Origin of the sequence: Marinitoga sp. 38H-ov, from assembly GCF_011057715.1 — a bacterium.
Taxonomy (GTDB): domain Bacteria; phylum Thermotogota; class Thermotogae; order Petrotogales; family Petrotogaceae; genus Marinitoga.
On sequence record NZ_LNGH01000022.1, the window covers coordinates 73,969 to 95,871 of the forward strand.

The 21,903-nt window shown below is 25.3% G+C and carries 21 protein-coding genes; 4 read left to right on the plus strand and 17 right to left on the minus strand.

Annotated elements, in window-relative coordinates:
* Nucleotides 1–3: 3 nt before the first annotated feature.
* From AS160_RS07120 to AS160_RS07130, 3 genes are all read right to left on the minus strand, one after another.
* On the minus strand, nucleotides 4–747 hold the full coding sequence (locus AS160_RS07120) for an undecaprenyl-diphosphate phosphatase (RefSeq protein WP_165146963.1): 744 nt from the start codon (nucleotides 745–747) through the stop codon (nucleotides 4–6).
* A 26-nt stretch (nucleotides 748–773) separates the two neighbouring features.
* The gene (locus AS160_RS07125) at nucleotides 774–1,550 is read right to left on the minus strand and encodes a DUF368 domain-containing protein (RefSeq protein WP_206528130.1); all 777 of its coding nucleotides are present in this window, start codon (nucleotides 1,548–1,550) and stop codon (nucleotides 774–776) included.
* Between the two features lie 106 nt (nucleotides 1,551–1,656).
* On the minus strand, nucleotides 1,657–2,595 hold the full coding sequence (locus AS160_RS07130) for a metallophosphoesterase (protein ID WP_165146966.1): 939 nt from the start codon (nucleotides 2,593–2,595) through the stop codon (nucleotides 1,657–1,659).
* A gap of 119 nt (nucleotides 2,596–2,714) precedes the next feature.
* On the opposite strand from AS160_RS07130, the gene AS160_RS07135 reads away from it, so the two are divergent.
* The 3 genes from AS160_RS07135 to AS160_RS07145 all read left to right on the plus strand — a co-directional run bounded on the left by AS160_RS07135 (nucleotide 2,715) and on the right by AS160_RS07145 (nucleotide 7,239).
* A complete protein-coding gene (locus AS160_RS07135; protein WP_165146969.1) occupies nucleotides 2,715–4,301 on the plus strand; it encodes a DUF4350 domain-containing protein in 1,587 nt (528 codons plus the stop codon).
* Nucleotides 4,302–4,450: 149 nt separating this feature from the next.
* A complete protein-coding gene (locus AS160_RS07140) occupies nucleotides 4,451–5,584 on the plus strand; it encodes a hypothetical protein (RefSeq protein ID WP_165146972.1) in 1,134 nt (377 codons plus the stop codon).
* Between the two features lie 95 nt (nucleotides 5,585–5,679).
* Nucleotides 5,680–7,239, plus strand: coding sequence for an ATP-binding protein (locus AS160_RS07145; protein ID WP_165146975.1), 1,560 nt, complete (start codon nucleotides 5,680–5,682; stop codon nucleotides 7,237–7,239).
* Between the two features lie 142 nt (nucleotides 7,240–7,381).
* Here the strand turns inward: AS160_RS07145 and AS160_RS07150 are convergent, their stop codons facing one another.
* From AS160_RS07150 to xth, 12 genes are all read right to left on the minus strand, one after another.
* Entirely contained in the window at nucleotides 7,382–8,575 is a 1,194-nt protein-coding gene (locus AS160_RS07150) for an MFS transporter (protein WP_165146978.1), read from the minus strand.
* Nucleotides 8,572–9,729 (minus strand): radical SAM protein, encoded by a 1,158-nt coding sequence (locus AS160_RS07155; RefSeq protein WP_165146981.1) that lies wholly within the window; start codon nucleotides 9,727–9,729, stop codon nucleotides 8,572–8,574. The genes AS160_RS07150 and AS160_RS07155 overlap by 4 nt, the downstream gene beginning before the upstream one ends.
* Nucleotides 9,730–10,500: 771 nt before the next feature.
* Nucleotides 10,501–12,480 (minus strand): ATP-dependent helicase, encoded by a 1,980-nt coding sequence (locus tag AS160_RS07160; protein WP_165146984.1) that lies wholly within the window; start codon nucleotides 12,478–12,480, stop codon nucleotides 10,501–10,503.
* A gap of 13 nt (nucleotides 12,481–12,493) precedes the next feature.
* Nucleotides 12,494–13,756 carry an RNA polymerase sigma factor RpoD gene (rpoD, locus tag AS160_RS07165; protein ID WP_165146987.1) on the minus strand — a complete coding sequence of 421 codons (1,263 nt, stop codon included), beginning with the start codon at nucleotides 13,754–13,756 and terminating at the stop codon, nucleotides 12,494–12,496.
* Nucleotides 13,756–15,483 (minus strand): DNA primase, encoded by a 1,728-nt coding sequence (dnaG, locus tag AS160_RS07170; RefSeq protein ID WP_165146990.1) that lies wholly within the window; start codon nucleotides 15,481–15,483, stop codon nucleotides 13,756–13,758. The genes rpoD and dnaG overlap by 1 nt, the downstream gene beginning before the upstream one ends.
* A gap of 86 nt (nucleotides 15,484–15,569) precedes the next feature.
* Entirely contained in the window at nucleotides 15,570–15,968 is a 399-nt protein-coding gene (gene rpsI, locus AS160_RS07175; protein WP_165146993.1) for a 30S ribosomal protein S9, read from the minus strand.
* A 14-nt stretch (nucleotides 15,969–15,982) separates the two neighbouring features.
* Nucleotides 15,983–16,429, minus strand: coding sequence for a 50S ribosomal protein L13 (gene rplM / locus AS160_RS07180; RefSeq protein ID WP_277601293.1), 447 nt, complete (start codon nucleotides 16,427–16,429; stop codon nucleotides 15,983–15,985).
* A 17-nt stretch (nucleotides 16,430–16,446) separates the two neighbouring features.
* The gene (locus tag AS160_RS07185) at nucleotides 16,447–16,977 is read right to left on the minus strand and encodes an ECF transporter S component (protein ID WP_165146996.1); all 531 of its coding nucleotides are present in this window, start codon (nucleotides 16,975–16,977) and stop codon (nucleotides 16,447–16,449) included.
* Between the two features lie 12 nt (nucleotides 16,978–16,989).
* Nucleotides 16,990–17,265, minus strand: coding sequence for a 50S ribosomal protein L27 (rpmA, locus tag AS160_RS07190; protein ID WP_165146999.1), 276 nt, complete (start codon nucleotides 17,263–17,265; stop codon nucleotides 16,990–16,992).
* Nucleotides 17,265–17,558: a ribosomal-processing cysteine protease Prp gene (locus AS160_RS07195; protein WP_165147002.1), complete on the minus strand. Its 294-nt coding sequence runs from the start codon at nucleotides 17,556–17,558 to the stop codon at nucleotides 17,265–17,267. Before AS160_RS07195 ends, rpmA begins: the two co-directional genes overlap by 1 nt.
* Complete coding sequence (gene rplU, locus AS160_RS07200; RefSeq protein WP_165147005.1) at nucleotides 17,555–17,866, minus strand: 50S ribosomal protein L21; 312 nt, start codon at nucleotides 17,864–17,866, stop codon at nucleotides 17,555–17,557. The genes AS160_RS07195 and rplU overlap by 4 nt, the downstream gene beginning before the upstream one ends.
* 125 nt (nucleotides 17,867–17,991) lie before the next feature.
* Nucleotides 17,992–18,756, minus strand: a complete 765-nt coding sequence (xth, locus tag AS160_RS07205) for an exodeoxyribonuclease III (protein WP_165147008.1) — start codon at nucleotides 18,754–18,756, stop codon at nucleotides 17,992–17,994.
* Between the two features lie 119 nt (nucleotides 18,757–18,875).
* Between xth and AS160_RS07210 the strand changes: the two genes are divergently transcribed.
* On the plus strand, nucleotides 18,876–20,324 hold the full coding sequence (locus AS160_RS07210; protein ID WP_165147011.1) for an aminoacyl-histidine dipeptidase: 1,449 nt from the start codon (nucleotides 18,876–18,878) through the stop codon (nucleotides 20,322–20,324).
* A gap of 41 nt (nucleotides 20,325–20,365) precedes the next feature.
* Here the strand turns inward: AS160_RS07210 and AS160_RS07215 are convergent, their stop codons facing one another.
* Both AS160_RS07215 and AS160_RS07220 read right to left on the minus strand, forming a co-directional pair.
* On the minus strand, nucleotides 20,366–20,863 hold the full coding sequence (locus tag AS160_RS07215; protein WP_165147014.1) for a hypothetical protein: 498 nt from the start codon (nucleotides 20,861–20,863) through the stop codon (nucleotides 20,366–20,368).
* Nucleotides 20,856–21,449: an ATP-binding cassette domain-containing protein gene (locus AS160_RS07220; protein ID WP_165147017.1), complete on the minus strand. Its 594-nt coding sequence runs from the start codon at nucleotides 21,447–21,449 to the stop codon at nucleotides 20,856–20,858. The genes AS160_RS07215 and AS160_RS07220 overlap by 8 nt, the downstream gene beginning before the upstream one ends.
* Nucleotides 21,450–21,903: the final 454 nt, after the last annotated feature.

Genomic DNA, 21,903 nt, shown 5'->3' on the forward strand with positions numbered 1-21,903 from the left:
GTTTTAAACAATAAAACTTATAATAGCAGCGATTATTGTGTAATATCCAAAGTATTTAAGCTTTCCATTTATTACAGTTTTTTTCAGAATATAAAGACCTAAAACTCCAAAAATAAATGTGGCAATTCCCGAATTTATAACAGATGGAGTAAAATTAACCTTATTAATTTCTAATAATCCTGCGCCAAATGTAACAGGTAAGCTCATTAAAAATGAATATTTTAAAGCATCTTCTTTTTTAGCTTTTAAAAGTAATGCACCAAATAATGTAAAACCGCTTCTTGAAATTCCAGGAAAAATAGCAGCAGCTTGAAATAAGCCTATAATTATTGCATCAATATAAGATATATTCATTAAATCTTTTTTACCATTAAATCTATCTGATAAAATCATAGCTATTGAAGTGAACAAGAAAAATACACCTACTAGTTTTAATGATGAAAAAGCTTCACTAATTTGTTCTTCAAACATTAATCCAATAAAAGCTGCAGGAATAGAAGATACTATAATTTTTAAAGCTAAGTTCCATGCATTTTTTTTACCACTAAACATTCCTTTTAAAATAAACCACACTTCTTTATACACAAATAATAAAACAGCAAAAAAAGTCATTAAATGAAGAAATGCAAAAAACGAAACATTTGGATCAAAATTAATCAATTTAGAAAATAAAGCTAAATGTCCTGAACTGGAAACTGGTAAAAATTCAGTTAAACCTTGAATAATGCCTAATAAAATCTCTTGCAATTTATTTCACCTCTTTTATTTATTAATTATTCATTTAATATTTTTTCTAAATATTTTGAGATAAAAATTCCTAATACAAAAAATACATATGTAAGCCATTTTGATGTAATAGGAAATATTAATATAGTTCCTGCAATAGTTAAACCAATTAAAAACGCAATTACTTGTTCATGGAATTTTTCCATTAGTTTTTCTAATAATTTAATAATCAATACAAGACCTAAAATAACCCCTATACCTACAGGTATTAAAATATTTAAATTAATATTAGAAATAGCATCAATTACAGGCTTATAAATTCCCATTATTAATAACATAGAAGAACCACTAATTCCTGGTAATACCATTGTTGCTGAACCAACTATTCCTCCTAATATTAAATACCAAAAAGAAACATTTCCATTAGTTGATTCGAAGTTTTCAGCAAATTTTAATAAAAAGAATGAAATAATAAAAGAAATGGTAATAACAGAAATATTTGAAGTTTTCTTGAAATTAATTTGATTTAGTAAATATAATAAACCTCCTATAATTAATCCAGTAAATATACCATATGAATATTCAGGATATTTTTCAAATAAAATTGAAAGTATTTTTGATAATAATATTATAGAAGTTGCTATTCCAGCACCTAAAAATATTATGACATTTAATGATTCTTTTTTCCATTTTAATGAAACAAAATCTGATGCTGCTTTTAAAATAATTTCATATCTTCCTGAAATTGCAGCAATAGTTCCACCACTAATTCCAGGTAAGAGGTTAGCTATTCCCATTAGTAGTCCAAGTATAAAATCTTTCAATATAACACCTCCAGAAATAATGAATTTTATTTATTTTTAAATCTCTTGAAAAAGGAAAAATAATCAAACCTTTTAAGATATAAATTTAAAAGAATTAAAGCTGAAATCAAAAGTAATATAATCCAGAAATTAATGACAATGTTAGAGTATAAGTATATACAGCGAATACTCTGTCAATGAAATTAAAATCTGGTGAATCTAGTTTAACTAACTCATATGAAACATTATTATCGTTCACATGGACTTTAATATAATGGTAAAAATCATGATCAGGATTCTTACCCACCAATTCTGCACCCGCGCCGCCAGTTACCGTATAGGGAACATTTTTCCATTTGCCTATGTAATAACCGTGAATATGTCCAAAAAATATTTGAGTTATATCATAGTTGTTCAGAAGATTTAACAATTCTTCTGCATTAGATAAATTTTTTAATGAATGCCCAGGTTGATTATTAATATCCTTTCTAGGATCATATATAGGGACATGCATAAAAACGAAAGTATATTTATAATTTTTAGATTTTTCCAATTCGTCTTTTAACCAATTCATTTGCCATGGATCTAATTCTTCTTCATTTGAATTATTTAACATTATAAAATAGGAGTTTTTTAAATTGAATGAATAATATAATGGTCCAAATATATCAATATATCTACCAACTCCGCCATCTGCGACATCATGATTACCAAATACAGGTAACATAGGTTTATTTAAATTTTTGAGTTGTTTTAAGAAAAAATCATATTTTATAGGGTTACTATCAAAAACCATATCTCCTGTATTAATAACAAATTTAACAGAATTATCATTATTTATTTGTTGAATAATTTTATTAAAAGTAGATATAGAGTTTTTGTTATCTCCAAGAACAACAAAAGTATAATCATCAGAAGTTACATTGTTTTTGACTAAATTAGTATTCTGAAATATCAGATTTTCATCGCTATCTTTTATAAATGGATATGAGATTTTAAAAATCGAAATAATTCCTATTAGAAAAATAAATAGTATAAATATTTTTTGTTTATTTAAATTAAGCATAATATTCCACCTCAAAAATTTTTAGTCAATATATTATAACATGAAAAATATAAAAGTAAAATGAGTTAATTTTATGATATAATGTTATGTTAAATTAAAACAGATTGGGGAGGGATAATATGAAAAAACTATTTTTATTATTTATGATTTTGCTTATGGTTATTTTATCTTTTTCATCTAATATAGTAAGTATTTCAGATGCAAGACAATTAAAGGATTTACAAACTGTAGTTATACGAGGAATAGTTACAGTAGAACCAGGACCTTTTGATGTAAATATTATCTTTTTGCAAGATGAAACTGCTGGTATTAATTTGTATTTTAGAGGTGGAGAATTTAAAGATGTTAAAAGAGGGGATTTAGTAGAAGCACGTGGTTATATATGGACACATAGAAATAATACCGAACTAGTTTTAGAAAGTGATAATAATAGGCATTATTTTAAAATATTATCTAGAAATAATAAATTACCAGAACCATTAGAAATAAAAACCAAAGAAATAGATAATAATGATTATGAAGGATTATTAGTTAAAGCAAAAGGTAAAATTGTTGAAATTGATAAATTTGATATGAGGAAAATATATATAGATGATGGTAGTGGAAAAGGTATGGTGTTTATTAGAGAAAATACAGGAATAACCCCTGCATTATTTAAAGTAGGAATTAATATGGAAGTAATAGGTGTTTTAGGCCAATATATGACTATTCATGAATTATGGCCTAGAAATATGGAAGATATAATAGTAGATGATTTATTTCCACCAGAAGTTAAAACATATGCAGTAAAAGATAATTCAATTATTGTAGAATTTAATGAACCACTTAATGAACAAAGTATTATAGCTAATAAGTCTGTTAGAATACTAAAAGGCAATATAATGAATGTTGAATTATTGAGAAATAATACTATACTAAAAATAAATTTAGAAACAGTACCGGATGAGTTTAAATTAGTATTAAGAACCATATCAGATAAAAGTGGAAATAAAACAGGTATGATAATAATACCTATGAATAAAATCGAAGATAGTTATAGTAATAAGATATTATTTGATAATAATCATGGACAAACAGCTGGAAATGCTGATTGGGTAATTAATGGAGGTTATTCTGATTTTGCAGATGCTTCAAAAGAATTAGGTTTAAAAGTTGATGAAATAAAAGAAGATATTGATGAATATATCCTTGAAATGTATAAGATATTAGTTATTCCAGAACCAAATAAACCATTTAAAGAAGAAGAAATGTCTGCAATATTGAATTTTGTTAAAAGTGGAGGATCATTATTTATCATTGCTGATCACGGTAATTCAGATAGAAATGGAAATGGTTGGGATTCTCCAAGAATATTTAATACATTTGTAGAGGAATTTGGATTTAAATTTGTTGGAGATGATTTAGAAGAAGCGCCTTTAAAATATGTATATGATCATGAAATTACTCAAGGAATTAAAAATATAGGAGTTTGGAATGGAACTTCTATTGAAATATTAAAAGATAATGTAAAAGTTTTGATTGCCAACTCTGAAAATAAACCATATATGGTAGTTACTAATTATGGAAAAGGAAAAGTAGTCGCAATTGGAGATAGTTCACCATTTGATGACGGAACTGGAGATTCAGGAGATATTTTACATAATGGTTGGCAATGGGGAGATGATGCACAACTTGCAATAAATACAATTAAATATTTAATGAAATAATACATTTAATACATAACTCCTGGGAATTCCCAGGAGTTATGTATATATTTTATTTAATAATATTGTAATTTATATAAACTTAATTGTTAACAATTGAGTCTTATAATTAATATATGTTGTGATTTTTTTAATTAATATGGGGTGATAGGATGAAGAAATTACTTATTATTTTATTATTGTTGCCTTTGATTGCATATGCATCTATTACTGTTAATTTGAATCAAACAAAAGTTGGTATGATGCAGACATTATTTAATCCAATAGTTTTATCTCAAAAGCCATCAGAAATTTTAGTATATCCAAATCTTGAAAAGATTCAATTTGGAAAAATTAATATTGGTAATAGTTATTTTAATGTGATTACAGGGATAAAAAATAATAAAAGGGTTATTATTGTAGATTCGAATAATAATAAAAATTTGACAGATGATTATACAGATAACTATATATTTGAAAGTCTGGATAATAAAATATATGATTTTACAACAATTAATTACAATTTTGAAGGACAAAATTATGAATATACTATTGTATTAGAATATTTTTTAGATAAATTTGGATATTTTGGTATAACAAGAAAAGAAAGTTATGTTGATATTAATGGTAAAAAGTATAAAATGTTTATTGCAGATACAAACTCTGATGGAATATATGATTTGGAAAACATCATATTGGGTATAGATTTGAATTTTGATTACAAATATGAAAGTAATGAAATATTTAGAAAGTTTATTAATATTGATGGAGAGAATTATGAAGTAACAGAAATTTCAAAAAATGGAGAGAGGATTGTTTTTAATAAAACGAATGAAAATATAATTAGTGATATTGGAAATAAATTTTCTAAAACTATAAATTTAGGTAATAAGAGAATAGAATTAGAAAGTAATAAAAAGTGGAAAATTATTTTGTTTGCACCATTGAACAAAGAATATAATAAGATATTTAAGTATTTAAATGATAATGTTTCTGATAAATTAGAAGTTAAAATTTTACTCTTAGTAAATAAAGAAGAAAAAGATAATATAAAAGAAATTATGAAAAAAGAATATTCTAATTTAGAAGTTACTTTAATTGAGGGAATAAATGATTATGAAATTATTCAAGAAAAAATGAAATTATTATATCCCCATACAATAATCATATTGAATCAAGATAATACAATAGTATATAAAACTAAAGCGGAAATCTTTGAAGAAGAACCAATATGGAAAATACAAATGCCAACTTTAAAAGAAGAATTTAAAATTTTAAGAATTTTTATAGAAAATGTATTGTATTAATATTCAATAAAAAGTGTCTGATTTTAAATCAGACACTTTTGTTATAATATTTTATTTATTTTTTATATGATATAATTAAGTTGGAGGTGGAACTGATGAAAAAATTGCCAATAGGAGTTCAAGATTATAAAAAAATAATTGAAGGTAATTATATATATGTAGATAAAACTAAATACATATATGATTTAATTAGTTCAGAAGTGCCGATATTCTTATCCAGATCAAGGAGATTTGGAAAGAGTTTAACAGTTTCAACATTGTATTATATATTCAAAGGAGAAAAAGAATTATTCAAAGATACATATATATATGACAAATGGGAATTTAAGGAGTATCCAATAATAAAACTGGACATGTCTGATAACATGCTAACAACATATGAAGATTTTATAGAATCATTAAATGAAAAAATGGAAAAATTATATAAAAGTGAAGATATACTTCCTATAAAAAATAATCTACCCACACAATTTGGAAATTTAATAGAAGAATTAAATAAAAAATATAAAGAAAGAGTAGTAATATTAATAGATGAATATGAAGCGCCAATATTAGAACATTTAAACAACAAAGAAGAAGCAGAGAAAGTAAGAAGATTTCTAAGAGAATTCTATAAAAAAATAAAAACAAAAGATGAATACATAAAATTTGTATTCATAACAGGGATAACCAAATTCACAAAAACAGGAGTATTCTCTGCATTAAACAATTTAAACGATATATCATTAAACAAAAAATACTCACAGATGTTAGGATATACACAGGAAGAACTCGAAAATTATTTCAACGAACACATAAAAGAAACATCAAAAGAAATGGGAATAAGTGAAGAAGAATTATTAAAAGGATTAAAAGAGTATTATAATGGATTTTCATTTGATGGAGAACATTATGTATATAATCCATTCTCAATATTGAAATTCTTTGAAGAAAAAGAATTTAAAAATTACTGGTTTGAAAGTGGATCGCCATCATTCTTATACGAATACATAAAAAACAGAAAGATAACCTATGAAGACTTAGTAAAAGACACAGTAAGTGCAATGGATTTCTCGACAAGAGAAATAGAAGATGCAAATGCAAATATATTCTTCACACAGGCAGGATATTTAACATTTAAAGGGATAAAAAAATTAGGATTAAAAAAGAAATATATACTTGATTATCCAAACATAGAAGTAAAAAGTAGTTTCTCAAGATTGATATTAGAAGCAAACTATGGATTAAAAGGATTAGATGAAGCAGAAAACATAATATATGAAAAAATATACAACAATGATATAAAAGGATTAATAGAAGAAATAAAAAAAGTAATAAGTGCAATACCGTATAATCTACATCAAAAAGAAGAAAGATATTATCACTCATTAATATTTGCAATACTGGCAATAGCAGGATTAAATGTAAGAGCAGAAGAAATGACAAATTTAGGAAGAAGCGATGTAGTATTGGAATTTAATGAAAGTGTATATATCTTTGAAGCAAAACTGGACAAAAGTGCAGAAGAGGCAATAAAACAGATAAAAGAGAAGAAATACTATGAAAAATACAAAGGAAAAGAAATATATCTCATAGGAATAAATGTAAATTCAGAAAAAAGGAATATAGAGGATTATATTATTGAAAAAGGCACTTCGCTTCGCGAAGGGGTTTAGATGAAAATGATAAATAGACCGCTGTGTTTACCACGGTCTATTTGTTATTCAGTATAACCAATTTTCCAATATTCTACAAGTCTTTTGGGGAGTTATACGAAAAATTTCAATCTATTATATGTTCGGAAAGATTTTAAAGTATTTAATTAAAATCCGTTTGAGTTTTTTTAAATTTTTGTTTGAGAAATAAAAAAGGAATTGAAGATACGATAATGAAAAATCCTGAAATGACAATAGTTAAATTATAACCTACAATCTTATATATATTACCCCATAAAACTCCACCAAAAATAATGGCTGAACTTTCAAAAAAAGACAATAAAGAAAGCATTAAAGCTCTATTTTCATTTATATTTTTATTAATCAAAGTCATTCTGATAGGTCCTGTAATTCCTAAAATAATATTATATCCACAATAGAGAATTAAAGATAAAATAATATTTTTTATAAGTGCTGTGGAGATCAATAAAACACCACCTATTATTAATGAATAAAAGAAAAGATAATGCTGATTAAACTTTTTAAGTTTTTTTAGTAAATAACTACCTAAAATACTAGAAAAAGTTGTTAAAGTATAAATATATCCCACAATATATGAAATGTTATTATTTAATTTATTTATGAATAAAGGCTGCCAATAAATGAATATGGCATTTATTCCTAATATAAAAACAGTTGATGTTGTAAATATTGAAAATAAAATTTTGTTTTTATATATTTCAAATAGAGAATTTTTTATATTATTAAATCCAATATAAAAATTTAAATGTTTTTTTCTTTTGTTAAATTTAAATGATATTTTTGCAAATATTAAGAATATACTCAAAAGAATTATTTTTACAAAAAGGATAAGATAAATTGGATAGTCTACTTTTAAATAAAATAAATAACCTCCTATTAAAGAACCTGATATTTTCGAAATTAGACTCCAAATGTTAGTTTTTCTAAAAAAATCATCATATTCCTTAGTTGAATTAGTAAAAGTTTCAAGTAACCATGCTGTTGATGAGCCAGATAACAAGGCATTTGAAATACCTTCGAGAAAAAAAATGAGAATTAAATAAAATAAAGAATTAGAAGTAATAAATAAAATTGTCGAAAATATAGAAAACAAAAAACCCAAAAGAATAGAATTTTTATGTCCATAATAGTCGGCAAAAATACCTGTAGGTATTTCAAATAAAAGAGTAATTAAAGCTTTGAGAGAAGCCAAATATCCAATCCATTCAGGTCTAATTCCTTTATTTAAAATATAAAGTGTAATAATTGAAAAATATATTCCTATAGTAAAATTATTGCTAAAAATATAAAAATGCAAAAACTTATTTTTTTTCATAAAATAAAAGCCTCCGAATGGTAGAAAATTAATTTTTTGGTTATCAATTTGTAGAAATCACAAATTTTTTCACGATTTTTTGGAGATAAATTATTTTGTGAAAGATGACAACCGCCTAAACATAATCCTTCTAATTCACAACCATCACATTGCTTTAAATTTTCTATCCAAAATTTATTTAATTTATCGATATAATTCTCCCAATTCCAATGTTTATTATTGAATAAATTATTAATATTATCAAGATAAATATCTTCGTAAATACATAAACTGATATTTCCATCATTTTGAATACTTACAATTTCACCGTTGTAAGGAGAACAAAAAGCCATTCCTAATTCATTTCTACTTTTGAACAAATTATAATAAGGTTTCTTCCAATATCCTATTATTTCGATATGATGTGCATTTGCTTTTTTTTCGAATTCTAGTAATATATTAGTTAATTTATCTAAATCTGGATCTATTAGTTCAAGCATATCTGGATCAACTCGCAATTTTTTTACATTTAAAATTTTTAATAGTTTTATAAATTCATCTATATTTAAATCCAAATTTTCTTTAGTTAAAGTCAAAGAAATTACATCTAATTTTATTTTTTCATTATTTAGTTTTTTTATATTTTTAATAATTTTATTAAAAGAAGGCGTGCCATTTTTGAATATTCTAATTTTATCATGTTCTTGTTTGTTTCCATCCAAACTTATTGCAATAGTAAAATTGTAATCCTTAAAAAACCTTATTATATCATTATTTATATAAGTTAAGTTTGTATTCATAGCATAAGTTATATTAAACTTATTTTTATATTTTGATTCAATATATTTTACTATCTCATTTATAATATCGAATTTCAGCAAAGGTTCACCACCAGTAAAACTTACATTTACATTAAATTTGTTATGTTTTTCATATTCAGAAAAAAAATAATCAATAGTTTTTATGGCTTTAGGAAAATTTAAAATATTATCCGCATTTTTTTGTGTTTTTGAGACAACGCAATATTGGCAATTTAAATTACATTCATCGGATACAAAAAAGCCTATGTCTGGTATAATTTTTTTAATTTTTTTTAAGTGATTTTCTGATAACTTTTTAATTAAAATTGATATATAATTATTTTCTTCTATTCCTTCAGGAATTAAAATTCCCATTTCTAATAATTTATTTATAATTTCATAATCTTTTATAAGATGTAATTTTTTTAATTCATTTTTTTACAGACTAAAGCATCTCCTATCTTTGGATTATAAATTAATATATTATTTATATCAATATTATAATTAATCAAAGATGAAGCTAACTTATAATTACCCATTTTCTTCTCCTTTCATATTTTGATATTGTTTAATTTTTTAGTTACAATTAAAGAGGCGAATTAATTCGCCTCTTTAATTATAAAATTAGCATCCACTGCACCATGTAATATTTGTAGAAATCTTTTCTTTGTCACCTTTTTTTTCAGATACAATTTTTATTTTTATCATAGACACCCCCCTTTCTATATATTATAGTTAAAGTAATTCTGATATCAGAACAAAAATCAGTCGACTGAAAAAATTAAAATTCTTAATATAATATTACGATAAAATTGTCGATAATCAAAATTTAACTTTTTATAAAAGAATAAAATTGTACTTTTTATCACTTTCCAATCTTCAAATATTTAGGATTCATTCTTTTATATTATCCATTAAAGATTTTTTTCACTTATTCAATTCACAATAATTTTATCAAAAAAAAAAAAAAAAAAAATCAATAACATTGATGTAAATTTAAGGTGAAATTTATTTTTCGTAAATCTAATAAATTTACATATTTATTATATCAATTGGTATATTTTTAATGTTAATTTTTTGTTATAAAATCTATATTATAGAAATTAAAAATAAATAATGGCCGCAAAAACTGCAGCGGCCTATTTGTTATTCAGTATAACCAATTTTCCAATATTCTACAAGTCTTTTGGGAATTTTGTCTGTAAAATCTGGAAGTTTTTGTCTCATATAAAAGGAATTTCCATAATAGGGTTTTGTTGTGCCGGTTAATTGCTTAACTATATAAAGCTCGTCTTTTGCCCGGGTTACTGCAACATAGAATAGTCTTTCTTCTTCATCTATTTTCTTTTCTTTTAAAGCCATTCCATTTGGAAAATCGCCAGGGTTTACAGAAATTATAATAACAACTTTCCATTCAAGCCCTTTTGCTCCATGAACTGTTGTAAGTGTAATCTTTTCAGTTTTCCTATCCTTTTCTGCTCCCTGAATTTCTATATTTTCACTTAAGGCTAATTCTTCAAGAAATTTATCTAAAGTATCATATCTTGAAGCAATTTCAGATAATCTTTCTACATCGAGTTTTCTTGAATAAGCGTCTTTGAAATTTAATTCAAGATATTCTCTGTAAAACTCAAGATAAATATAGTCTATTAAATCCTGTGGATTTTCTGTTTCATTTTCATAGAGATATAATATAATATCTTTTAGTTTGGGATATTTTTTTAAATTAATATGCTCAAATGCATCATAAGGTGTGGTGTATTCCATTAAATTAGCATAAAATTCATTTGTGATTTTTGTCATAGTTTTTTGACCTATACCAGGGAATAATTTTAACACTCTTGACCATGAAATATTGTCAAACGGGTTAGCAATTATTTTTAAAAAAGCCATGATATCTTTAATATGCCTTGTTTCTATAAATCTTTTTCCTGATAATAATTTATAAGATATTTTATTTGCATCTAATTTTTGTTGTAATGTCATTGATAAACTATGAGAACGATATAATATTGCAATATCTTCTGGTGATATTCCTTCATCAAATTTATTTTCTATCAATTGAACAACAAAATCCGCCTGTTCTAATTCATCATAAGTTTTGACTATTTTGGGTTTAGAATTATAAGATGATCTAAAAGGTTTTAATTTTTTGGGTATTGAATGTGTTGGTATTAAGTAATTTTCAAGTTCAACTATTTCTGGAACGCTCCTATAATTTGTTTGTATTTTAAATAATTTCACATCTTTGTGATTTTGAAAATCTTCGACATTTTCAAATCTGGAACCTCTAAAAGAGTATATACTTTGAGAATCATCACCAACTACAATAAGATTTTTATGAACACTTGATAAAAACTCGACTATTCGTAATTGTACTAAACTGGTATCCTGAAATTCATCTACTAAAACCCATTTATATTTTGAGGCAACATGATTTCTAATATCCTCGTTGTTTTCTAATAATCTCAATGTATTAATAAGCATATCGTCATAATCCATAGCATTTATTTTTTGCTTAAGTTCTATATAATTTATATAGATTTTTTCAATATCTTCCTCATAATCTATTAAATAAGGGGCAACATCTAAAATAGCTTCTCTCAAAGATTTAATTGTATTGGCAGCATAACCTACAATTTTTAATATGACTCCCTCATTTGGAATTTGTTTAGCTTCTTCTTTTGTTATATTTCCTTTGTATTCATTTTTTGCAATTCTCATTAAATCTTTTGAATCTTCTGAGTCAAGAATAGAAAAATTATTATCGTATCCTAATACTTTTGCATATCTCCTAAGGATCATGTTACATACATGATGAAATGTCCCAGCGGTTAATGAAGAAGTATCTATATTAGTAACATTTTTAACTCTTTCTATCATTTCTTTAGCAGAAGCTCTTGTAAAAGTAACAAGTAATATATTTTCTGGATTTATTCCTTGAGATAATAAATAAGCTATTTTATATGTAATGACCCGGGTTTTTCCCGAACCCGGGCCAGCTATTATTAAAGACCTTCCGCTTGAGTTAACTACAGCATTTAATTGTTCTTCATCTAATTCTTCTTTAAAAAATTCTGGGATAACATATTCACTTTTTTTAATATTAAACACTTTATCTTCCATAATAATCCTCCGATTATAATTCTTTACCTAGCATGGAACTTAATTCTTTTAATTGAGAACTTCTACTTGGATGTCTTAATTTTCTAAGAGCTTTAACTTCAATTTGTCTAATTCTTTCTCTTGTTACATTAAAGTATTGACCAACTTCTTCTAATGTTTTTACTTTACCATCTAGGAGACCATATCTCATTTTCAATACCATAGCTTCTCTTGGTTGCAATGTATCTAAAATCTTTTCTAATTCTTCTCTTAATAACATTTTCATAGCAACTTCAGAAGGTTTGTCTAAAGAATCATCAGCAATAAAATCACCAATAGTAGAATCATCTTCATCAGAAGCACCTAAAGGTGAATCAGCTGATATAGTTTCTCTAGCAGTTAATAATATTTCGTTAACTTTTTCAACAGGTTTTCCTGTTAATTCTGATAATTTTTCTGGTGAAGGATATTCTCCGTATTCTTGTAGATACTCTCTTATAATTTTATTAAATTTATTTATAGTTTCTACCATATGAACAGGTATTCTAATTGTTCTAGCTTGATCAGCAATAGCACGTGTAATTGCTTGTCTAATCCACCATGTAGCGTATGTGCTAAATTTAAATCCTTTTTTATAGTCAAATTTATTAACGGCTTTAATTAATCCTATATTTCCTTCTTGAATTAAATCTAAGAAAGATAGTCCTCTTCCAACATACTTTTTTGCAATAGAAATAACAAGCCTTAAATTTGCTCTTATTAATTCATCTCTAGCTTTTTTATTTCCTTCTTGTGCTCTTTTTGCAAGTCTTTTTTCTCTTTGAGGAGTTAATAATTTTATTTTCCCTATTTCTTTTAAATATACTTTAATAGGATCTTTTAATGACATATTATCAAATACTTGAGTTTCACCATCTTCTAAATAATCCATTAATTCTACAGTAGTTGCACCTTCAGATTCTATGATTTCTTCAATTTCATTTATACTTTCGTCATCTAATTGAGATCCATCATCTACCATTATTCCTTCTTTTTCTAAAGCTTCATATACTCTTTCAATTAATTCTGTATCCAACTCTGAAGGAAGAATTTTATCTATATCTTCGTATGTTAATATCATATTATTTTTTTCTGCTTTTTTTACTAAATCTTTTACTATTTTTTCAAATGGTTTTGGAGGTTTATAACTTTTCTTTGATTTCTTTTTTACTTCGACAAATTCCTTTGACTCATCGACATCGCCAATTTCTAAATTCCCAATCTCTTCAATAGCTTTCATAATATCTTTTTCTGCCATTAAAAAACACCTCCTCGCTTTTTGAGATTAGCGAGTATTTCAAAAATCCTACGCATTATCTCTTTTTTTTCTTTTGGATCATTGATTGAGTTTAGTTTTTTTCTTAAATCTTTGATTTCTTTTTCTTTTCTTATTTTTTCTACTGAATTAATTAGACTAGTAAAAATCATATCTGGTTCTATATCATAATCAAAATCCCATATAATTTTTATTAATTCAATTAATTCTTCACTACCATTTTCTAATACTTGGGATAAATCATACCCATTTTCAATATATTCTAGAAATTCTCTTCCGTGATTTTCAAAATCTCTAGAAGATAATTTTTCTTTTATAAAATCTCTATATTTTTTATGTTTAATCCATAGCCAAATTAATTGCTTATCTAATTCGTTATATTTTTTTTCTGATGTAGAATTATTTTCATCATCAGATATATATGGAATTATTTTTTTGTTAAACTTTTTATATTTAATTATGTTTTCAATAGCTTTTTTTATATTATTTTCCGGTTTTAAAAGAATTAAAGATATTCTTTTAATAAATGTGTCAAGTATAGCGGCATGTTTTGAACGTTGAAATTTTAAATACCATTCTGCCATTTTTTCTAAATATTGTTCTATTCCAAAATCATCATTTATATTATATTTATCCTTATAATATTCTGGAATAAATTCATAAAATTTTATGGAATTTTCTAAAGTAGAAAAAACTCCATTTTTTCCAGATTGTTTAATTAATTCGTCTGGATCTTTTGTATTATATTGAGAAATCGCTACTTGAAATCCGTAAGATAATAGGTATTCTAAAGATTTTAATGTAGCATTCTGCCCTGCAGAATCCATATCAAACATTGTAATTACTTTATCTGTTAATTTTATTAATTTTTTAGAATGATTAGCAGTAAATGCAGAACCGAGTATAGCAACAGTATTTTCAAAACCATTAATATGCATATTTATAGCATCAAAATAACCTTCTACTAAAATAGCATACTTTTCTCTTTTAATTATATTTTTTGCCTTATCATACAAAAATAAAATATTTGATTTTTGAAAAAATTTATTTTCAGGGCTATTTAAATATTTTGGATTATCATTATTAATGCTTCTACCAGCGAATGCAACAACTCTTCCAAAATCATCCTTAATTGGTATAATAATTCGATTAGAAAGAATTTCATTTTCATCCTTTCTAAGAATACCTAATTCATTTCCTAAAGAAATAGGTAAATCTAAATTATTAAAAATAGATGATTTTAGTGTATTATTAGAAAAACCTAATTCAAATTTTTCTACGTACTTTTCTGTAATTCCTCTGTTTATTAAATATGTCCAAGCTGGATGTTTCCTGGGTAAATTTAATAGTATTTCTCTATATTTATTATGATAATTTTCAAAAATTTGTAATTCTATTGGTAATTCTTTTTGTTTTAAAAATTTTGATATATCAATACCTGCTAAAACTGATGCTTTTTTTACAGCTTCAACAAAATTTAATTGTTCATATTTTTGTATAAAAGTAATTGGATCACCATGTGCTCCACAACCAAAACAATGAAAGGTATTCGTTGATGGAAAAATAAAAAAAGAAGGAGTATCTTCTGGATGAAATGGACACAAAGCAGTATAATTCTTTCCTGATTTTTTCAAGGAAAGATAATTTCCGACAATATCTTTGATACTCAATCTTGAATTTATATCCTCTATAACCTCTTTTGGTATCAAAATACCATCTCCGTATTATAGCAAAAGTATGGGAACGGAAAAAACCGTTCCCTTATTATGCGACACATTTTGTAATATATCCCAAATCATCTCTTTGAGAATTGAGGAGCTCTTCTTGCTTTCTTTAAACCATATTTCTTTCTTTCTACTTCTCTTGGGTCTCTTGTTAATAACCCATGTTTCTTTAAAATTGGTCTTAAACTTTCATCATAGTTTAATAAGGCTCTAGCAACACCTAATCTAATAGCCCCAGCTTGACCGTTCATTCCTCCACCTTCAACGGTGATAACTAAATCAAATTTTCCTTCGTTACCTGTAACAGCTAAAGGTTCTAAAGCATGTTTTGACCAAACAGGATTATTATTTAAGTATTGTGTTAAGCTTTCATATTCTTTTTTATTTACCCTTACTTTACCTTCTCCAGGCCTTATATGTACTCTTGCAACAGAAGATTTTCTTCTACCTGTGCCGTAATAATCTATCATTCAATATTCCCTCCTTATAATTCCAACTTTTCTGGTTTTTGCGCTTCGTGAGGGTGATTAGAACCAGAATAAACCTTTAATTTTTTGAACATATGTCTTCCTAAAGTTGTTTTTGGAAGCATACCCTTTACTGCTTTTTCGATTAATCTTTCTGGATATTTTTCTAAAATTTCTTTAGCTGTTTGTTCTTTGATTCCACCAGGATATCCTGTATGTCTGTAATATTTCTTTTGAGTTAATTTTTTACCTGTTAATACTATTTTTTCAGCATTTATAACAATTACATAATCACCTGTATCTACGTGTGGTGTATATGTAGGTTTGTGTTTTCCTTGTAAAACTTTTGCCACTTGAGATGCTAATCTACCTAATGACATTCCTGTAGCGTCAACTACATACCATTTTCTTTCAACTTCTTCGTTTTTTGCTAAATAACTCTTTTGAGTCATAATTGAAGCCATTTTGCTGTCCTCCTTTCTTAGGAAAAAAAGTTCTTTGTTCTATTATATAACAAGTCGCCTAAAATTGCGTCTATAATAAATTTTATTAAATTAAAAGATATTATAGTAATAATTAAAGCCCAAGTAGATAACCCAAAATATTGAGCTGCTTCACTAAAAGACATTTTAAAATAGATTGGAATAATAATCATATTCATTAAAACCATTACAATACCTACGCCTAAAGCTCCAATAACATACTTTACGTACTTATTTATGTTAGCCCTAAAAAATGCAAGGATTGAAATAAAAGTTAAAATAGCTACAAAATCCATTGAAACACCAATTAAATCTCCTGATTTAACAAAATAAAATACAATGTCTTTGGTTATCAATGAAAATACAGCAGTTTTCCAATCAAATAAAAATAGTGAAGCAATAATTAATAATGCACTTGGATCAAATTTTAAAAAACTTGCGAAAGGGAATATTGGAAATTCTAAAAACATTAATAAAACGGATAATGCACCCAATATCCCTGCCGTGGATAATCTTTTTACACGGCTCATTTTATCACCTACTTATTTTTCTGGATAAACGCTAATTATTTTTCTGTTATTTTTTACTTCAAATTTAACATAACCCTCTATTTTAGAGAAAATTGTATAATCCCTTCCAATTCCCACATTGTTTCCTGGGTGGAAACGAGTTCCTCTTTGTCTTACAATAATGTTTCCAGGAATTACTTTTTGTCCATCGCTCTTTTTTACCCCGAGGTACTTAGGTTTGGAATCTCTTCCATTTTTTGCAGTACCTCCACTCTTTTTAGATGAAAAGAGTTGAAGATTTATTTTCATTACTTATTCACCTCCACTTTCAAGTTATCAGGATAACTTTCTTCAATACCTTTTAATGCATCATGTAAATACATAACTAATTTATCAGACATTTCATTATTTGACCATGTAAGTTTTAAATAACCATCTTTTTTCTTGTAATTTCCATTTTTTTCATTTTTAATTATTTCAGCAACAAATTGTGTTAAAACGCTAACAGCACTACAAACAATATCTTTTCCAAACTCGTCAAACTCAGCATGTCCCTTGATTTCAACAAAATTCTTCTTAAAATTAAAAATTACATTAATCATGCTTCGATTTTTTTAATTTTTAAAGCTGTATAGTGTTGGCGATGTCCTTTTTTTCTTCTATAATTTTTTCTTCCTTGGAACTTTACAACTAATACTTTTTTATCTTTTCCGTGTTCTACAACTTCAGCAACAACCTTAGCATTTTCTACGTAAGGTTTTCCTATTTTTGCAGAATCACTTTTTACGAATAAAACCTTGTCTAATACAACTTCTGAACCTGGTTCGTATCCGTTTAATTTTTCTGTATAAAGTTCCATGCCTTCTTCTACTCTGTATTGTTTTCCGCCAACTTCAATAATAGCGTACATATAGTCACCTCCTCTTGAAATAATAATATTGGGCTAAGGTACCATAATTGGATTTAAGACCTTAGACCCTGTCTGGAATATTTTATCATATTTCACACTAAACAATGATTAAACTTATGTTAAAATTATAAATCAATTTCAATGCCTATAGGACAATGGTCAGACCCGAAAATTTCAGATAAAATAAAAGCATCTTTTAGATTATTTTTTAAAGTATTGCTTACAAAGAAATAGTCTATTCTCCATCCTACATTTCTATCTCTTGCTCTTGTTTTATAATCCCACCATGTGTAGTTATTAGGTTCTTTATTAAACATTCTAAATGTATCAATAAAACCACTATCTAATAATTTATCAATCCATTCTCGTTCAATTGGTAAAAAACCAGAAGTATTTTCATTTTCCTTTGGTCGTGCAAGATCAATTTCTTTATGAGCTGTATTAACATCGCCACATATGATAATATTAGGTTGTGTCTTTTTATAATCATCTAAAAATTCTAATAAATAATAATAAAAATCCATTTTATATTGTAATCTTTCATCTCGAGCTTTTCCATTAGGAAAGTATATATTAAATAATGAAAAGTTTTCATATTCTGTTATTAATGTTCTGCCTTCTGAATCAAATTTTTCATTTCCAAAACCCTTTAAAATATTTTTTGGTTCTATTTTAGTGAAAGTAGCAACACCACTATATCCCTTTTTTTCTGCAGAAACGAAATATTTTTTCCATGGTCCATATTCAAGAAACTTTTTTGTTAATTGTTCTTCTCTTGCTTTTGTTTCTTGAATGCAAAGTATATCAGGATCTATTTTATCAAGAAATTCTACAAATCCTTTTTTTATAACTGCTCTTATTCCGTTAACATTCCAGGATAATATTTTCATCTTAATGCACTCCTTTTGTATTTTTCTTATATTATATCATATGATATAATTGAGAAAAACAAATTTTTTAAAAGATATATGACTATTTTAAATATTATAAATAATTTAGGAGGGAAAAGATGATGATTTTAAAAGATTTAGAACCAAAAAAAGTGTTTTATTTTTTTGAAGAAATTAGTAAAATTCCAAGGTGTTCAGGTAATGAAAAAGCAATAAGTGATTATTTGGTTAATTTTGCTAAAGAAAGAAATTTAGAGTATATACAGGATAAAGCGTTAAATGTTATTATTAAAAAACCAGCAACTAAAGGTTATGAAAATGTACCAGGAGTTATCATTCAAGGACATATAGATATGGTATGTGAAAAAACATCAGATAGTGATCATGATTTTTCAAAGGATCCAATAAAATTACAAATTGATGGGGATTATATTAAAGCAACTAATACTACATTAGGTGCAGACAATGGTATTGCAGTTGCATATGCATTAGCATTGTTGGATTCAAATGATATCGAACATCCAGCAATTGAAGCTTTATTTACAACTGAAGAAGAGACTGGAATGACAGGTGCAAATGAATTAGACACTAAACTTTTAAATGGTAAGGTATTATTGAATATTGATTCCGAAGAAGAAGGTATTTTTTATGTTAGTTGTGCAGGTGGATTAAGAGATATTATTACATTGCCTATAGAATTTGAAGAAGTAAAAGAAAATTATACAGGATTAAGAATTAAGGTGTATGGATTATTAGGCGGACATTCTGGTATGGAAATAATCAAACAAAGAGGAAATGCTAATAAACTATTAGGAAGAGTATTATATGATTTATTAAAATATGATATAAGAGGAATTTATATTAATGGTGGGGATAAGAGTAATGCAATCCCAAGAGAAGCATATGCGGATATACTAGTAAAAGATATTGAAACAATAAATGAAAGAGTAAAATATTTGGAAGAGGTATTTAAAAATGAATTAAGTATTACTGATCCAGATGTAAAAATATCTATTGAAAAAATAGAAAGTACAGATAAAGTAATGAAAAAATCATCTTTTGAGAAAGCAATTAATATTTTAATGTTAGTTCATGACGGAGTTCAAACAATGAGTAAGGCAATTGAAGGACTTGTTGAAAGTTCAAGTAATTTAGGTGTTGTAAAAACATTTGAAAATAGAATAGAGTTTACATCAGCAACAAGAAGTTCAGTAGAAACATTGAGAGATTTTATACATAATAAGTCAGAGATTATTGCTAAGTTAAATGGAGCAACAATTACTACAAGTGCACCATATCCTGCATGGGAATATAAGCAAGATTCAAAAATAAGAGAATTGATGAAAAGAGTGTATAAAGATATGTATGGAAAAGATCCTGAAATAGCAGCTATACATGCAGGTTTAGAATGTGGAATTTTATCTGGAAAAATGAAAGATGTAGATATGATTTCATTTGGGCCAAATTTATATGATGTTCATACTCCTCAAGAAAAAATGAGTATTTCTTCTGTAAAAAGAACATGGGAATTTTTATTAGAAGTATTAAAAGAAATGAAAAACTATTAATAAATTATACCCCATCCTCTGTTATTTATGGATGGGGTATTTTATTTAATAAAATAATTGAAAATAAAATTAATAATATATATAATACTGAAAAATAATCCATAATATAATTTTTTATTTTTCAACTCTTCGGAAAATAAAATAATCATTACTATTGTTCCAATAAAATTTGTAAATAGAATTAATGTATAAAATTGTATCTTTGTTTTTAAAAGCAGAATACCTATCAATAGAGAAAATATATAACTTATTAAAATGCCTATTACTAATTTTAATTCATCAATTTTTAGTTTAAAAAAAGCAAAAAATAATTTATTTAACCATATTCCTATTATAAAAGAAAAGAAAAAAACAATAAAAGAAAAGACTATGATTATTTTATTTAAGTATAAAATATTAATATCAATACTTTGAACTAGATTGACAATATTTTTTTTTAATTCTGGATTATTTTTAAAATATTCAAAAATAAAAGAAATAAAAATATATGATGCGCCAATGTAAGTTAAAAGGAAAATAAAGTGTTCTTTTTTAACCACAAAATATCCCTTCCTTTTTTAGAGTTAATTCAATAAATTTATGATTATTTAAAGTTCCATGATAAGTAAATATTATTGTTGATCCTTCTAACATCCTATTCTTTAATTCATTAAAGAATATATTTTGTGTTTTCGTATCAATATGCGAAAGAGTTTCATCAATAACAATTAAATTCCATATATTAGGTATAAAAATTAATGAAAAAATTGTTTTTAAATTTGTTCCCATAGATGCTTTATATGGGAATGCAGATAAATCATTTATATTAAGTTTTTTTAAAATATCTTTAAATATATTATCTGAAATACTTATATTATGATAATACATAAATAATCGTATATTTTCTTCTAAGGTTAACCAATCTTCATTAAGTGAAAATTCTGGAATATACAAAATTTTTTTTGAATTATTTTTATATATTCCTCCACTAAATTCTTCTATATTTGAAATACATCTCAGAAATACACTTTTTCCTATTCCATTATCGCCTTTTAACCAATATATATTATTGTAAAAAGTATAATTAATATTTTCAAAAATGATTTTATTTCCGTATTTTTTATAACATCCATTAAGCTCAATCATTTTTATTTTCCTCCTATTAGGATATCAACCCTTCTATAAATCCGCTTATAATAATAAAAATAATATTTATCAATAAAACACCTTTATATTTAGAATATATCTTTAAGATCTTGTTATATTTAAATTTATAAAAGTTAAGCATAAGACAATAAGATATATATGAATAAATAATATAGTTTGGAAGTTCTATAATAATATGTGGGAAAAGCTTATCAAAAGTATTATATAGACCTATTGATTTTATTCCAATATAAATTTCCCATGTTATTGAAAATAAATCTATTATCCAAAATAAGGGCATTAAGGGAAATAGAAAAAGATAAGATATAAAATTTTTCAAATTATTTAAAATAATATTAAAAACTAATTTCAAATTATGTTCTTTCGGTGTTGAATACATATTGTCTGATAAATAAAATATATTATCATAGAAAAATATTAAATAGAAAAATAT

Bases quoted from the DNA above. Each gene is read 5' to 3' on its own strand.
- AS160_RS07220 (WP_165147017.1), bottom strand. From the start codon at position 21,449: ATGATTGAGCTTAATGGATGTTATAAAAAATACGGAAATAAAATCATT.
- AS160_RS07155 (WP_165146981.1), bottom strand. From the start codon at position 9,729: ATGGGAATTTTAATTCCTGAAGGAATAGAAGAAAATAATTATATATCA.
- rplM (WP_277601293.1), bottom strand. From the start codon at position 16,429: ATGGCTTCAATTATGACTCAAAAGAGTTATTTAGCAAAAAACGAAGAA.
- rpoD (WP_165146987.1), bottom strand. From the start codon at position 13,756: ATGGCAGAAAAAGATATTATGAAAGCTATTGAAGAGATTGGGAATTTA.
- AS160_RS07145 (WP_165146975.1), top strand. From the start codon at position 5,680: ATGAAAAAATTGCCAATAGGAGTTCAAGATTATAAAAAAATAATTGAA.
- rpmA (WP_165146999.1), bottom strand. From the start codon at position 17,265: ATGAAAATAAATCTTCAACTCTTTTCATCTAAAAAGAGTGGAGGTACT.
- xth (WP_165147008.1), bottom strand. From the start codon at position 18,756: ATGAAAATATTATCCTGGAATGTTAACGGAATAAGAGCAGTTATAAAA.
- AS160_RS07135 (WP_165146969.1), top strand. From the start codon at position 2,715: ATGAAAAAACTATTTTTATTATTTATGATTTTGCTTATGGTTATTTTA.
- AS160_RS07150 (WP_165146978.1), bottom strand. From the start codon at position 8,575: ATGAAAAAAAATAAGTTTTTGCATTTTTATATTTTTAGCAATAATTTT.
- AS160_RS07130 (WP_165146966.1), bottom strand. From the start codon at position 2,595: ATGCTTAATTTAAATAAACAAAAAATATTTATACTATTTATTTTTCTA.
- rpsI (WP_165146993.1), bottom strand. From the start codon at position 15,968: ATGATAGATTATTACGGCACAGGTAGAAGAAAATCTTCTGTTGCAAGA.
- AS160_RS07185 (WP_165146996.1), bottom strand. From the start codon at position 16,977: ATGAGCCGTGTAAAAAGATTATCCACGGCAGGGATATTGGGTGCATTA.
- AS160_RS07195 (WP_165147002.1), bottom strand. From the start codon at position 17,558: ATGATTAATGTAATTTTTAATTTTAAGAAGAATTTTGTTGAAATCAAG.
- rplU (WP_165147005.1), bottom strand. From the start codon at position 17,866: ATGTACGCTATTATTGAAGTTGGCGGAAAACAATACAGAGTAGAAGAA.
- AS160_RS07210 (WP_165147011.1), top strand. From the start codon at position 18,876: ATGATGATTTTAAAAGATTTAGAACCAAAAAAAGTGTTTTATTTTTTT.
- AS160_RS07160 (WP_165146984.1), bottom strand. From the start codon at position 12,480: ATGGAAGATAAAGTGTTTAATATTAAAAAAAGTGAATATGTTATCCCA.
- AS160_RS07140 (WP_165146972.1), top strand. From the start codon at position 4,451: ATGAAGAAATTACTTATTATTTTATTATTGTTGCCTTTGATTGCATAT.